This is a genomic window from Bradyrhizobium sp. TM239, from assembly GCF_036247985.1.
Classification (GTDB): Bacteria; Pseudomonadota; Alphaproteobacteria; order Rhizobiales; family Xanthobacteraceae; genus Bradyrhizobium; species Bradyrhizobium ottawaense.
Map to the genome: position 1 here is coordinate 617,233 of NZ_BTIR01000005.1, position 13,514 is coordinate 630,746.

The 13,514-nt window shown below is 65.3% G+C and carries 13 protein-coding genes; 4 read left to right on the plus strand and 9 right to left on the minus strand.

The features are described from left to right. The first annotated feature begins 25 nt into the window (after positions 1 to 25). Both AABA84_RS11660 and AABA84_RS11665 read left to right on the plus strand, forming a co-directional pair. Complete coding sequence (locus tag AABA84_RS11660; RefSeq protein WP_338312113.1) at positions 26 to 706, plus strand: hypothetical protein; 681 nt, start codon at positions 26 to 28, stop codon at positions 704 to 706. 45 nt (positions 707 to 751) lie between these two features. After that, on the plus strand, positions 752 to 2,332 hold the full coding sequence (locus AABA84_RS11665) for a hypothetical protein (RefSeq protein WP_338312114.1): 1,581 nt from the start codon (positions 752 to 754) through the stop codon (positions 2,330 to 2,332). Positions 2,333 to 2,342: 10 nt separating this feature from the next. Here the strand turns inward: AABA84_RS11665 and AABA84_RS11670 are convergent, their stop codons facing one another. The 7 genes from AABA84_RS11670 to AABA84_RS11700 form a co-directional block, all read right to left on the minus strand. Next, a complete protein-coding gene (locus tag AABA84_RS11670; protein WP_338312115.1) occupies positions 2,343 to 3,551 on the minus strand; it encodes a glycosyltransferase family 4 protein in 1,209 nt (402 codons plus the stop codon). Continuing rightward, positions 3,548 to 4,315, minus strand: coding sequence for a class I SAM-dependent DNA methyltransferase (locus AABA84_RS11675; protein WP_338312116.1), 768 nt, complete (start codon positions 4,313 to 4,315; stop codon positions 3,548 to 3,550). Before AABA84_RS11675 ends, AABA84_RS11670 begins: the two co-directional genes overlap by 4 nt. After that, positions 4,312 to 5,433: a DegT/DnrJ/EryC1/StrS family aminotransferase gene (locus AABA84_RS11680; RefSeq protein ID WP_338312117.1), complete on the minus strand. Its 1,122-nt coding sequence runs from the start codon at positions 5,431 to 5,433 to the stop codon at positions 4,312 to 4,314. Before AABA84_RS11680 ends, AABA84_RS11675 begins: the two co-directional genes overlap by 4 nt. Further along, entirely contained in the window at positions 5,430 to 5,876 is a 447-nt protein-coding gene (locus tag AABA84_RS11685; RefSeq protein ID WP_212250722.1) for a hypothetical protein, read from the minus strand. The genes AABA84_RS11680 and AABA84_RS11685 overlap by 4 nt, the downstream gene beginning before the upstream one ends. Positions 5,877 to 6,003: 127 nt before the next feature. After that, positions 6,004 to 7,182 (minus strand): CgeB family protein, encoded by a 1,179-nt coding sequence (locus tag AABA84_RS11690; protein WP_338312118.1) that lies wholly within the window; start codon positions 7,180 to 7,182, stop codon positions 6,004 to 6,006. A 4-nt stretch (positions 7,183 to 7,186) separates the two neighbouring features. Continuing rightward, positions 7,187 to 8,491 carry a hypothetical protein gene (locus AABA84_RS11695; protein ID WP_212250720.1) on the minus strand — a complete coding sequence of 435 codons (1,305 nt, stop codon included), beginning with the start codon at positions 8,489 to 8,491 and terminating at the stop codon, positions 7,187 to 7,189. Between the two features lie 39 nt (positions 8,492 to 8,530). Beyond that, the gene (locus tag AABA84_RS11700) at positions 8,531 to 9,493 is read right to left on the minus strand and encodes a UDP-glucuronic acid decarboxylase family protein (RefSeq protein ID WP_212250719.1); all 963 of its coding nucleotides are present in this window, start codon (positions 9,491 to 9,493) and stop codon (positions 8,531 to 8,533) included. Positions 9,494 to 9,708: 215 nt separating this feature from the next. Here AABA84_RS11700 and rfbF point away from each other — a divergent pair, with 215 nt between their 5' ends. Both rfbF and rfbG read left to right on the plus strand, forming a co-directional pair. Continuing rightward, complete coding sequence (gene rfbF / locus AABA84_RS11705; RefSeq protein ID WP_095425656.1) at positions 9,709 to 10,479, plus strand: glucose-1-phosphate cytidylyltransferase; 771 nt, start codon at positions 9,709 to 9,711, stop codon at positions 10,477 to 10,479. After that, positions 10,476 to 11,540 (plus strand): CDP-glucose 4,6-dehydratase, encoded by a 1,065-nt coding sequence (rfbG, locus tag AABA84_RS11710; protein ID WP_338312119.1) that lies wholly within the window; start codon positions 10,476 to 10,478, stop codon positions 11,538 to 11,540. Before rfbF ends, rfbG begins: the two co-directional genes overlap by 4 nt. Here the strand turns inward: rfbG and AABA84_RS11715 are convergent, their stop codons facing one another. Next, positions 11,541 to 12,431: a phosphotransferase gene (locus AABA84_RS11715; RefSeq protein ID WP_338312120.1), complete on the minus strand. Its 891-nt coding sequence runs from the start codon at positions 12,429 to 12,431 to the stop codon at positions 11,541 to 11,543. Continuing rightward, positions 12,421 to 13,374 carry a sulfotransferase family protein gene (locus tag AABA84_RS11720; protein WP_095425655.1) on the minus strand — a complete coding sequence of 318 codons (954 nt, stop codon included), beginning with the start codon at positions 13,372 to 13,374 and terminating at the stop codon, positions 12,421 to 12,423. Before AABA84_RS11720 ends, AABA84_RS11715 begins: the two co-directional genes overlap by 11 nt. Positions 13,375 to 13,514: the final 140 nt, after the last annotated feature.

Here is a 13,514-nt window from a genome sequence, read left to right on the forward strand (position 1 = left end):
GGCCGGTGGTCGCAGGGGAATGTCGATGTCCGGGTGGCTGAGGCCGACAGGATTGGCCGCGCTGTGCATGGGTCTGGGCATGGCCGGGACCATGGCGGCCACCTCATCGCGCGTGGATGTGCTGTCGGACGACGCGGCGGGCAATCCTGCTGAAAGTGTCGATGTCGGGGCGATGAAGCCGATCGCGCGGCCGGTACAGCAGGCGCCAGGCAGGCCCATTCCTCGCGGCAATCCGCTGTGGTCGGTGCCGCTCTCGGCGCTGACCGCGACCCAGGAACGTCCGATCTTCTCGGCCATGCGCCGGCCGCCGCCGCGCACGGTCGCCGCATCACCCGTCGAGGAAAGTCCCGCGCCGCCGCCCAAGCCGGTCGAGGCACCACCGCCGTTGTCGCTGGTCGGGGCCGTGGTGGGCGAGGGAGATGCGATCGCAATTCTCGTGAACCGCATCGATCAGAAGGTCGTGCGTCTGCGGCAGGGCGAATCGCTCGCAGGCTGGTCGCTGACGTCGGTGCAGCCGCGCGAGGTGACGTTCAAGCAGGGCGAGCGCAGCGAGGTGCTGGTGCTTCAGCGGCTGGACCCAGCCGCTGCCGCGAGCCCGCCCGCAGATGCCGGGGGCAAGCTGGCGATGCCGGGCCCGGCCGATCCCTCGTTCTCCCCCTTCGTGCCGCGCTCGACGCCGAAGAACGGCGAGTCGGATGGGCTCTGAGCGCTGGCGGGCGCGCGGCCGACTGCTTGACGGGAAGGACGCGGCTTGACCGACAAGCAAATTGACGCGCCCGGCACGGCCGACGGTTCGAGCAGACCTGGCGGCATCAGTCGCGCCCGCCGCCTCGTGCAGGGCTGGTCGGCCAACCTGGTCCAGATGGTATTGGGGCTGTCTCAGCAGCTCCTGCTCATCCCGGCCTTCCTGCATGTCTGGACCGGCGACATGCTCGCGGCCTGGCTCGCGATCTATGCGGCGGGGAGTCTCGTCGTCGTGGCGGATGCCGGGCTGCAGCTTCGCGCGATCAACCGCTTTCTCGCGTTCAAGGCTTGCGCCGATTGCGACGGGCGCACGGCGAATTTCTATTCGGCCCTGCTGCGGATCTATCTCGCCATCGTGGCGGTGCTGGGTGTCCTGCTGTGCGCAGCGGTGGTCCTCGCGCCGCCATCGGCGGTGCTCGGCTTTCAGGCCGCGCCGACATTCGATGCTGCGATGCTGGTGATGACGCTGGGCATGCTTCTGACCGTCCCCGCCAACCTCGTCTCCGGCCTCTATCGGGTGCGCGGCCATTATGGCCGGACGGTCTGGCTGCAAAACGCCGCGCTGCTGCTTGGACAGATCGCCCAGCTCGCGGCGCTCGCACTGTTCGGCAGCCTGCTTGCGGTCGCGATTGCCTTCGTGTCGATGCAGCTCCTGTTCGCGATCATGCTCGCTGCGTTCGACGCGCCGCGACTGTTTCCGTTCCTGCGCCGCACCGGCAAGCCGCCGTTGGTGTCGCCATCCCTGCGCTGGAGCATCGGGCAATTCGGCCGCGCGGTGCCCTTCGCGGTCGCCAACATCACCGAGCTTGCGCTCGTCAACGTCCCGGTGCTGCTCGTCTCCGCGCTGGTCACGAACCGCGTCGCGGTGGCGCAATGGGGCCTGACGCGCGTGATCGCGAGCCTGGTGCGCGGTCTCTGTCTCCAGGTGACGCTGCCGCTCGCCGCCGAGCTCGGCCACGACCACGCGGTCGGCGACAAGGATCGGCTGCGCCGGCTCTACGCGCATGGCTCGGTGTTCGTGACAGCCCTTGCCTGCCTGATCGTCGCGGGACTGCTGCCGTTCTGGCCGGACTTCTTCGCATTGTGGACCCATGGCAGCATCCCCTACGACGCGCCGCTCACGGTGACCCTGCTGCTCGGCTCGGCGGCCGTCGCGCCATCGCTGCTGGCTCTGGTCTTTGCCAATCACAGCAATCGCGGCGATCTCCTGATCCGGACCAAGGGCCTCCAGCTCGCGGTCTTCCTGGCGCTGTCCTTCGCCCTGATCCCGCATCTAGGGCCGCTTGGCGCCGCGTTCGCCGTGGTCGCAAGCGACATCCTCATCCAGTTCGGACTGCTCGCGCTGATCGTCATGCGCCAGACCCTGCATCATCCGTTCAGGCACATCGCCTTCCTGATGCTCATGGCCGTTATTGTCGTGGGAGCGGGCTGGCTGATTGGGCAGGCGATCATCGTACTGGTGCCGGGGAGCGGGCTCGCGCACTTCATCGTGCAATGCGCGATCTGGCTCGCCGCGGTCGGCATGCTCGCAAGCCCGCTGCTGAGCACAACTCTGCGCGAGCGGTTGCGAGCGCTGATTCCTGCCTAGCTATTGCTATTCAACGCGCGGTCAATGCCAGACGGTGCTTCAATCGTTCGAGATGGCGGGCGAACTGCGCTTGGCCGGCCTCGGTCTCCTCGGCAAACTGTGCGAGCCGGAGCTCTCCGGCCGCGCGCAGTCGCTCGCGCGTGCCGTCGGTGCGCAGGCTGACGATCGCATCCGCGAGCGAGCGCGGGTCGTCATAGTCGAACAGGATCGCGGCGTCGCCGGCCTGAGCCTTGAAGGCCTCGGGATAGATCACGGGCGTGCCGACCGCCCAGGCTTCCAGCGGTGGAAGATTGGTCGGGCCGAAATAGCTCGGCATCACCAGCGCCGCGGCGCCGCGATACAGCGCGCCGAGCTCGGCGGACTCGACGAAGCCGATGATGGAAATCTGGTCCGACAGGCCAAAGGTGCGGATCGCCGCATCGATCTTGTCGCGGCCGCCGCGATCCGATCCGCACAGCACCAGCCGTTCGGTGATGCTCCGCTCGCGCAAGCTTGCGAGCGCAGCGAGCAGCGTCATGTGGTTCTTGTGCGGCCAGAATTGCGCCGGATAGAACAGATAGCCGGGCTCGAGCCGATATCGTGACAGCACCGCTCCGTCGTCGGCGGCGTCGGACGTGGATTGGCTGACATAGGTGGAGGGCGAGAACGGGATGCAGACCGCGCGCTCTTTTTCCATGGCATAGCGGCGGCAGAGATCGTCGACCAGCTCCGGCGCATTGACGATCACCACCGCGGCCTTGGTGCTGGCGAGGCTGAACAGGATCTCGCGGCGCTCGAATTCGCCGAACGTCCTCACTTCCGGAAACTCCGGCGCGTCGCGGTGGCAGCCGTCGAAGATCGTGATGATGAACGGCAGCTCGTAGAGCAGCAGGTGCCGTTTCGAGGTCGAGGTGAAGTGCACGACGTCGATGCCGTCGCGGATCAGCGCACGCTCGAACGGCGATTTCAGCTTCAGCGCGATCTGGACGAGATCGAACGGCCCGCAATATTTCAGAAACAGGAAGACATGGTCGAGCGGGCCGAACTTGAGCAGGCGCGCCGCGACGCCGAACTCCTTCAGGATGTCCAGGGTCTTCGGATAGGGCGAGTACACCACGATCTCGTTGCCCGACTTGGCCGCCCAGTCGCGCAGCCAGAGCAGGTCATTGAGCGGCTGCTGGAAGCCGCCGCCGACCTCGAGCGCCTGTTCCAGCATCACGGCGAGCCGCAGCGGTCTCACGGTGCAACACTCTTTCTGGCGACTGCATAGGCCGCCCAGCTCTTCGAGTTCGGCGCGTCCTGCGTCAGCCATGCGGCGTGAGCGGCGGGCTGAAAGCTGGTCGCCGCAAGCGCCGCGTCGATCTCGAACGGAAACCAGTAGCGCATGCGGTGCGCTTCATCGACACGCTGGATCGTGGCGCGATCCATGTCCTCGCAGAACAGCGTATAGTTCACGGTGACGGTCGCGGCCTGTTCGTCATGATCGGATTGCGCAATGCGGGTGAGGCGCAGCGGCTTCTGCTCGATCACCTTGACGCGCGTCTCGACGCCCTGCGCCAGCACCGCGCCGCCGTACCAATAGTCGAAGAAGAAGACGCCGCCCGGCTTCAGCGCCGCATGAGCCGTGCGGAACATGGCCGTCAGCGCATCGCGGCTGGTCTGATAGCTTGCGACGTGGAACAGCGACACCACGGCATCGAAATCGCGTTCGGGACCGGTCTCGCAGGCATTACCCTGCCGGAACGGAATCGACAGCCCGGCTTGCCCGGCGCGCGTCTTGGCGCGCGCGATCATCTCGTCGCTGAGATCGATGCCGGCAACGTTCCACCCCTGGCGCGCGAAGGCGAGCGCATGCAAGCCGGTGCCGCAGCCGAGATCGAGCAGCTTGCCCGAGGAAACGCCGTGGTCGCGCAGGCGCGCTTCGACGAATGCCGTCTCGGCCGCGTAATCCTTGTCCTGATAGAGAAGATCATACCAGGGCGCGTAGTCGGCGAACACCGTCACGCCAGGATCTCCTTCAGCGCCGCGGCCGAGCGCGCGATCTCGTCGTCGGTCAGGGCAAGTCCGCTCGGCAGGTAAAAACCGCGCCGGGCGATGTATTCCGCATTCGGATGGCTTTCGTCGCGCATCAAGCCCATCCGGCGCAGCACCGGCTGCTCATGCATGCACCAGAAGAACGGCCGTGTCCCGATGCCCCTTTCGCCGAGGCGCCGCATCGCTTCCTTGGCGTCGAACGGCACGTCGTCGTTCAACACGACGCCGTATACCCAGTAGATGTTGTCGGCATAGCTAGTGCGGGCGACGGGGCGGCGGATGCGGTTGAGGCCTGCGAGATGTTCGTCATAGAGCCGACCGATCCGGCGCTTGATCTCGACCGTGCGCGGCAGGCGCTCGACCTGGGCAACGCCAAGCGCAGCCTGGAGATTGGTCATGCGCGCATTCCAGCCGAGCTCTTCGTGGACGAAGCGTTGCTGCGGCTGGAAGCAGAGATTGCGGTAGCCTTGCAGCCGACCGGCGAGCGCGTCGTCGTCGGTGAGGATCATGCCGCCTTCACCGGTCGTGACGTGCTTGTTCGGATAGAAGCTGAAGGTCGAGACTTCGCCGAAGCTGCCGCAGGGCGCGCCGCGATAGGTCTGGCCGTGCATCTCGGCGGCGTCCTCGATCACCTTCAGATCGTGCTTGCGGGCCAGCGCCAGGATCGGATCGAGATCGACCGGCAGACCGTAGATGTGGACCAGCATGATCGCGCGCGTGCGCGGCGTGATCGCGGCTTCCACGCCCTCGGCCGTCATGTTCCAGGTCGCGGCATCGCAGTCGACCCCGACCGGGACGAGACCGGCGCGCACCAGGGCGGCGGCGCAGCTGATGATCGTGAAGGTCGGGATGATGACCTCGGACCCCTCATCGAGCCCAAGCGCGTGGACGGCGATGTCCAGCGCAACCGAGCCGTTGGTGACGGCGATGCCGTGTCCTCGCCCGGCGGCCTCGGCCATCGCCTGCTCGAAGCGCTTGATGAACGGCCCCTCAGAGGAGATCCATCCGGTCCGGATGCATTCGGCGAGATAATCGGCTTCGCTGCCGTCGAGCAGCGGCGTATTGACGGGAATGAACGGTGCGGTCACGGGTTTGGGCCTTTGATCCGGATTTCGGACGGGGAGGCTTCGGCAAACCGGGTCTTGTCGTTCTCGCCGGAATAGGGACCTTGCTTGATCTCGAACATCTCGAGCGGCTCGAGCACGTGGAAGCCGTGCGCGCCGCTGCAGAGCAGGATGATGTCGCCGGCACCGAGCACGCGGCTTTCGAGATATGTTTCCTCGACCGTGTAGAAGTCGACCTGGAGCTTGCCCTTCTGGATCAGGAGGACCTCCTGGGTGTAGTGCACCTCCCGCGTCACCTTGTTGTGGCGGTGAGGCTCGATGGTCTTGCCTTGCGGATGGCTCATGAAGGCGAGCTGCTGGGACAGCTCCGGCGTCGAAAAGAAGTGGATGCCCGGCTCGCGGAACGAGGCCCGCACGATGATCGCGTAGAGCTGGTCGCCGAATCGAACTTGTTCGACGTGTTCCATCGTGAGCCTCGAAAAAATCGCTGTGATTAGAGAGAGATAGCTGTCCCGCTGTGCACTTTGGCCATTTTGGCCGGGACCGTCAAGGGCGGACGGCTCACGGTGATTGCTCCGCCTGCCGGTGCGGAATTCAGCCGATGTAGCCGAGGATCTCTTCGACACGCCGGCGGAAAGTGTGGGCGGCAAACGTCCTCGCCTGTCCCGCCTTGGCTATGGACTGGCGCGCCGTGTCGTCGGCGAGATACCGATCGATCAACGCGAGGCAGTCCTCGACGCTGCGCCACGCGACGACCTCGCGCTCGGGAGCGAACAACGTATGCAGATTGTCCTTGAAGTCGGTGAGCAGGAACGCGCCGACGCCGGTCGCTTCGAACAGGCGGGCATTGCCGGCCTCGCGGCCGGCCATGTCGATGTGCGAATTGAGGGTGACGCGCGAGGCGCGCAGTGCCTGGTACATCTCCACGCCCCACACCTCGCCCTGGTAGCAGCGGTGCAGCGGCGAGGAGGCGGGAAGGGAGTGCAGGCCGCTGCCGAACAGTTTGAGATCGTAGCGCCGCGCCACCGCCTCGAGCTGCGCGACGCGAAGCTGGTGATCGGCCGACACGGCCCCGACGAAGGTGACGTCGAAGTCTTGCGAGGGCGGCGGCGGCAGGACGTCGAGAATGCCGGGCTCGAAGGCGAGATGGACCACTTCGGCGCGCGCTCCGTGGGCACGGAAGAAGTTCACCACCGCGGCCATCTGCGAGATCATGAGATCATAGACCGACCAGTCCTCGCCGCGTGAGGGCGAGATGCCGATCTGGCCGACCAGGATCGGGCGGCCGATCCCTTTGATCCGGCGCGCCAGGCGCGTGTCGACGTGAAACAGATCCTGGTTGAGGACGAGATCGGGCTTGAAGTCCTCGATCTGCGCCAGCAGGATCTCTTCCGCTTCGGCATCGAGGCGCGGGCTGAGGCCGACCTTGCGCGCGAGCGGCCGCAGCACCGGCTTGAAGGGGGCGACCGCCCGCTGCAGCCAGCCGGGAACGGCATCGCGCGCGGCCGGCGTGCCGGGCGGCGGCGGCTCGGTGACGGCAAGGCCGTGCTCGCGCGCCCAGGCCGCCCGCATCCAGGGATTGTTGACATGGATGTCGGCGGCGGCGTGCCCGAGGCCGGCGAAATTGCGCGAATAGAAATCGGCGACGCCGAACAGGCTGGCGTTCCGCGCCGCCATCTGCGCCGCATAAGGCTGGTTCTCGAGGCCGGGCGTGCGCCGGTAGAGCCAGGCGAGGAAGCGCGGATAGTCGGCGTTGAGGATCAGGATGCGCACGGCGTCACGGCTTTTCTTCGAACTGGGTGCGGGGCATCACGTACCAGAGCAGGAACAGAAGCACGGTGCCGTGGGTGAGCAAGGCGACGGAGAGCGGCACGTTGAGCAGGATGTGCGGCAGCACACCCGACGACATCAGCACGAAGCGGGGCGGCAGGCCCGCGGAGGCGCGGTTGCCGAGCGCCAGCACGAGACCTGCTGCGAGCGCGGTCAGCGGTGCCAGCCACGGGCCGACGGACGCAATGCCTTCCGTCGCAAACAGCGAGGCGTTCACATTGCCGAAGTCGTAGGTGTTCTGCATCAGCACCGCGAGCGGCTCATTATAAGGACAATGCATCAGCGGCTTGAGCACGGAGATCTGGCAGAACCAGGTCAGCGGGTGGCTGGCGAAGAAATCGTTGTAGAGCTCGAGCGCCCCCGATGCCGTCGCCATCATCCGGATATTGACGATATCAAAATACCTGCCGGGAATGCTCCTGAGACTCGCCTCCGTCACCCAGATCACGAGCAGCCCGATCAGCATCGGGACGAAAATCGAGGCGATGACCGATGCTCTCGCCTCCAGGAGCCGCGACAGCACGACCAGCGCGATCAACCAGGCTGGCGTGAAGAACGCGAACTTCGTCAGCGTGATGGGATAGAATAGCAGGAGCAGGACCAGCGCCAGTCCTGCGCGCCACCGATGGCCGAGCAGCCAGTAGCTGGCGAAGGCAAACGGCAGCAGCGCGCTGGAAACCCATCCTATGAGATATCGCAGCAATCCTGGGAATTCGAGCGTGTCACGGTAGTCATAGATGTTCGCGATCGAGACCAGGCGGAAATTGTAGGTCGAAGCGACGGCGATGGTGACGATGGAGACCAGGAGGATAAGCGTCAGCAAATGCTCGAAGCGGGCATTGGACATGGGCACGAACTGTCGCAGCGGTGCGCGGATGAACAGCATGGGCATCAGGCAGAGCAGCAGCGCCAATGCCGCGGAAACTCCGGCAAGCAATCGCGGGTAATTGTAGTCGGAGAAGACGTCGATCCACAGGAAGCCCAGGATCATCGTGTAGAAATAGAACCCGACGAAATAGCCGAAGCAGAAGCGGGCTGAGGCAAACAGCAGCGAGACGACGGAAAAGCCGGCCGCAACGATGACCGCGATCCAGAGGCGCCTCGGGTCGAAGTCGATGGAGAGCTGGAAGGTCGCGACCTCGATCAGCGACAGGCAGGTGACGGCGCTGTGCAGCAGCACCAACCTCGTCAGCGCGGCTTTCGAGTCCAGCCGGGCGCGCAAATCGCTGATGATGCCGGCCGGTGCGCTCATGACGGAAGCTCGCTGCGGACGATGGACGTTGCGAGCAGGTCAGGTGATGTCGAGCGAGTGCTTGAAGTAGGCGATCGTCTCCTTGAGCCCGTCCTCGAGCGCGACCTTCGGCTCCCAGTTCAGCGCCGCCTTCGCCTTGGTGAGGTCGGGCTGGCGCTGGCGCGGGTCGTCCTGCGGCAGCGGCTTGAACACCAGCTTGGAACGCGAGCCCGTGAGCTTGATGACCTTCTCGGCGAGCTCGCGGATCGTGAACTCGGAATTGTTGCCGAGGTTGATCGGGCCGGTGATGTCTTCCGCCGTCACCATCAAGCGCATGATGGCCTCGACGAGATCGTCGACATAGCAGAACGAGCGGGTCTGCCCACCGTCGCCGAACACGGTGATCGGCTCGCCCTGCAGCGCCTGGACGATGAAGGACGACACCACGCGGCCGTCATTTGGCTGCATGCGCGGACCGTAGGTATTGAAGATGCGCGCGACCTTGATCGGCAGGCCGTGCTGACGCCAATAGTCGAAGAACAGCGTCTCGGCGCAACGTTTGCCCTCGTCGTAGCAGGAGCGGACGCCGATCGGGTTGACGTTGCCCCAGTAATCTTCGGTCTGCGGATGGATCAGCGGATCGCCGTAGACCTCGCTGGTCGAGGCCTGGAAGATGCGCGCCTTGAGTCGCTTGGCGAGCCCCAGCATGTTGATGGCGCCGTGCACCGAGGTCTTGGTGGTCTGCACGGGATCGCGCTGGTAGTGGATCGGTGAGGCCGGGCAGGCCAGGTTGAAGATCGCGTCGACCTCGATGTAGAGCGGGAAGGTGACGTCGTGCCGGACCGCCTCGAACAGCGGATTTGCGATCAGATGGGCGATGTTGCGCCGGCTGCCGGTGAAGTAGTTGTCGACGGACACCACCTCGGCTCCCGTATCGAGCAGTCGCTCGCACAGATGCGATCCGATGAACCCGGCGCCGCCGGTTACGAGGATGCGGCTGTTCTTGTAGCTTTCAAACGGCATGATCGGGTTCCAGCTGGATCTCGGGAGTCCTCCCGGTGCGGCCGGCAGAGTGGTATCGGCTACGGGCGGAAACGCCAATAGCCTTGCGCAAGGTAATAAAATACCTATTGACCTCAGAAGAGCTTTAGGGGTCGATAATTTTCCAGGTCCGGCCACTTCGTATAGAAGCCGGTCTGGACTACGCGGGGAGCGTGCCTCCCGTTCGGAGCAGGTGAATGAAAGTCGTAATTCTTGCGGGAGGCCTGGGCACGCGAATCGCGGAGGAGACCAGCACGCGGCCGAAGCCGATGGTGGAGATCGGCGGGCGGCCGATCCTGTGGCACATCATGAAGATCTACAGCCATTATGGCTTCCATGATTTCGTGATCTGCCTTGGCTACAAGGGCTTCATGATCAAGGAGTACTTCGCGAACTACTTCCTGCACATGTCCGACGTGACCTTCCACATCGCCGAGAACCGGATGGAAGTGCATCGCGAGACGGCCGAGCCGTGGCGGGTCACGCTCGTCGATACCGGCGAGGACACCCAGACCGGCGGCCGGCTGAAGCGGGTGTTGCCTTATGTCGCGGACGAGCCCTTCTTCGCATTGACCTATGGCGACGGTGTCGCCGACATCGACCTTGCCGCCGAGATCGCTTTCCACAAGGCGCACGGGCGGCGTGCCACCGTTTCGGTGGTGCGGCCGGCCAAGCGATTCGGCGCGATCGCGGTCGAGGGCGACCGGGTCGTCAACTTCGAGGAAAAGCCCAATGACGACGGCGGCTGGATCAATGGCGGCTTCTTTCTGTTGTCGCCGTCGGTCGGCGAGTTGATCGCGGGCGACAACACGATTTGGGAGCGCGAGCCGATGGAGCAACTGGTGCGCGGCGACGATCTGCGCGCCTATGTGCATCACGGCTTCTGGCACCCGATGGACTCGCTGCGCGATCGTAACTTCCTCGAGGGTGAGTGGGCCGGCAACCGTGCCAAATGGAGGGTCTGGTGACGGATCCGGCATTCTGGCGGGGCAAGAAGGTCTTTCTCACCGGCCACACCGGCTTCAAGGGCGCCTGGGCGTCGCTGCTGCTGCGCCGCCTAGGAGCCGACGTCTACGGCTATGCGCTGGCGCCGACACACCAATCCGCGCTGTTCGTCACGGCGCGCATCGCCGACGACATCAAGCACCGCGTCGCCGATATCCGCGATCTCTCCACCTTGCGCTCCGCAATGGCGGAGGCCGAGCCCGACATCGTCATCCACATGGCGGCGCAAGCGCTGGTGCGTCCCTCCTATGAGGAGCCGGTCGAGACCTTTGCGACCAACGTGATGGGCACGGTGCATGTGCTGGAGGCGGCACGGCCTCTGCGCTCGGTGAAGGTGATCCTGAACGTCACCAGCGACAAATGCTACGAGAACAACGGCATGGGCACCGCCTTCGGCGAGGGCGACCGGCTCGGCGGCGACGATCCCTACAGCAACAGCAAGGCTTGCGCCGAGCTCGTGACGCATTCCTACCGCCACAGTTTCTTCAACGCGAAGGGGGCGGCGCGCGTCGCGACCGCGCGGGCCGGCAACGTCTTCGGCGGCGGCGACTGGGCGCGCGATCGCCTGGTGCCCGATGCGATGCAGGCGTTCCTGGCCGGCGAGGCGCTCCGCATCCGCAATCCCAATTCGGTGCGGCCGTGGCAGCACGCGCTCGACCCGGTGCTCGGCTATCTCTCGCTGGTCGAGCGATTGGCGGGCGATGAGCGTTTCGTCGGGGGCTGGAATTTCGGACCGGATACTGCAAGCGAGGTGCCGGTCGGGACCGTGGTCGATCATCTGATCGCGCTGTGGGGCGACGGGGCGCGGTGGACGGCCGACGCCGGCCCGCATCCGCACGAAGCCGCCTATCTCAGGCTCGACTGCGCGAAGGCGCGGAGCGAGCTCGGCTGGACGCCGCGGCTCGATCTGGCGCAGGGCCTTTGGCTGACCGTCGAATGGTACAAGGCGCTGCGCGAGGGCCGCGACCTGCGCAGCTTCTCGCTCGATCAGCTCGACCAGGTCGCTGGCGCGGCGCAGGCCTGATCAGCCCGGCAGATCGAGGATCTCGGCAATGCGGTCCTCTGCCGACACCGCGTGCTTCAGGTGCTCGCCCGACAAGACCGCCAGATAGGATTTGAGCAGGACGACGAGCACGAGGATGGCGCGCTCGACATCCTGCGCGAGGCCGGTTCGGCCGAAGGCGGCCTCTTGCAGGAACGGCCGGTTCTCCATGAAGGTCAGCCAGTACAGGTAGTCGTAGCCGGCGATGCCGCGGAATGCATCTTCCCAGTCGATGACGCGCCGCGCGGTGCCCTGGAGCATGATGTTCTTCGGCCCGAAATCGCCGTGACAGAGCGCCTCGGGCAAATCCGCCAGACGATCCCCGAGCAGCGCGATCAGCCTGCCCACCTCGATCGCGCCGGCCCGCTCCAGCAGGCCGCGGCTCGAAAGCGTCTTCAGTGCCTCTGCGGCGGACGCCAGATAGTGATCAAACGAGGCAAGTCCGTCCGGCTGCCAGTCCTTGAGCCGCGCACTGCACGCGTGTGCCATTGCGGCGGCATCAGCGGGCGGCATCGGGGCGGCCTGCGGCACCAGCGCGGGCATCATGAGGCAGAGTCGCGCCGCTCCATCCGCGAGGGGAATCTCGAAACGGTCGAGCACGATCGCGTTGCCGTAGAGCTGCTCGAGGATGTCGGCTTCCTTGGCGAGGCTGGCGCGCGCGCGCGCCCCCGGCAGATGCGTCTTCAGAAACCGCTTTTCGCCGGAGATATCCGCATCGTAGCAGGCGCCGAGCGTGCCGCCAGGCGCCGCCGCAACGGTGACGTTGCGGCCTAGAGATTGCAGATGCTGTAGCAGCGCGGGCAGGAGGCGCGCGCGATCGGCGGCGATGTCGGGGCGGTCGTCGGTTTCGAAGAACGCGATCTTACTCAGCACGATAGAGCGGGCTCAGATAGTCGATCCGGTCGTAGCCGAAATGACGGGCGAGTGCCGCGGTGCCCTGTGCGATCTGTTTGCGCTCCTCGTCCGAGAGCTCCTGGATCACGGCCTGGTTGTAGTCCTTCGTGCTCTTGAGCACGGTTCCCCAGGGCGCGATGGAGTCCTTGATCTCGACGCCGTTCCAGCTCGGATAGAGCATGGAGTCGGCGAAGGGCACGCCGATGAAGCCGGCCGCCTCGGTCATGAACTTGCGCTTGTCGTCGACGAGGTCCTCGTAACGGAAGATCCGCACGTTCTCCGGATACATTTTGGCGAACATCTCGACCGTCGAGTGGTAGATGTTCCAGGTGATCAGGTATTTGGTCAGCGGTTGTGGGAACGGGCGGCGCTTGGTGTCGCGGTAGGCCGAGAACGGATTGCGCACGATGTGCAGGATGCGGACGTTGGGAAAGTCGCGCACCATGCGATCGGCATCGATCCCGATGGCGGGCGAGTAGCCGACGTGGACCATGCCCGGGCGCGGCTTGGTGTAGTAGTTCTCCCACGCCGCGAAAGTCGACCGGAAGTAGGCCTCGACCACTTGGCGGCGGAAGATCGGCGGCTCGCCGACGATGCGGGCGAACTCGGCGACCCGCTTCTTCTCGTCCATCACGCAGTCCGCATCGCGGAACTTGGAGCCGTTGCGTTTGCGCAGGAAGGTCTTCAGCTCCTCGTCGATCATCTGCTCATAGAGCTCGGTGGCCGTCAGCCCCTCCGGGAATTCGGGATAGCGGTACTGGACGCGCTCGACCGAGGCCAGGAAGTCGTTGAAGTTGCGGTTGCCGAGCTGCGATTCGAAGGGATAGACGAGCAGGTCGGGATGACCGTCGAAGTGACGATGGGTGACGTTTCCGCCGTGCTCGAAGCCTGCGGAAACCATGGCCAGCCTGAAGTCATTCATGCGTCTACCCCTAACGTCGTCGAACCTCGATCTGGCCCTTCGTTTAGCCGCATGGGCCGGATAATCAAGTTCGGATCGCCCTTCGGCCGTGCCGGGAACGTGGCCCGGGCAGGGGACCTGCCGAAGCGGGACATTGACGG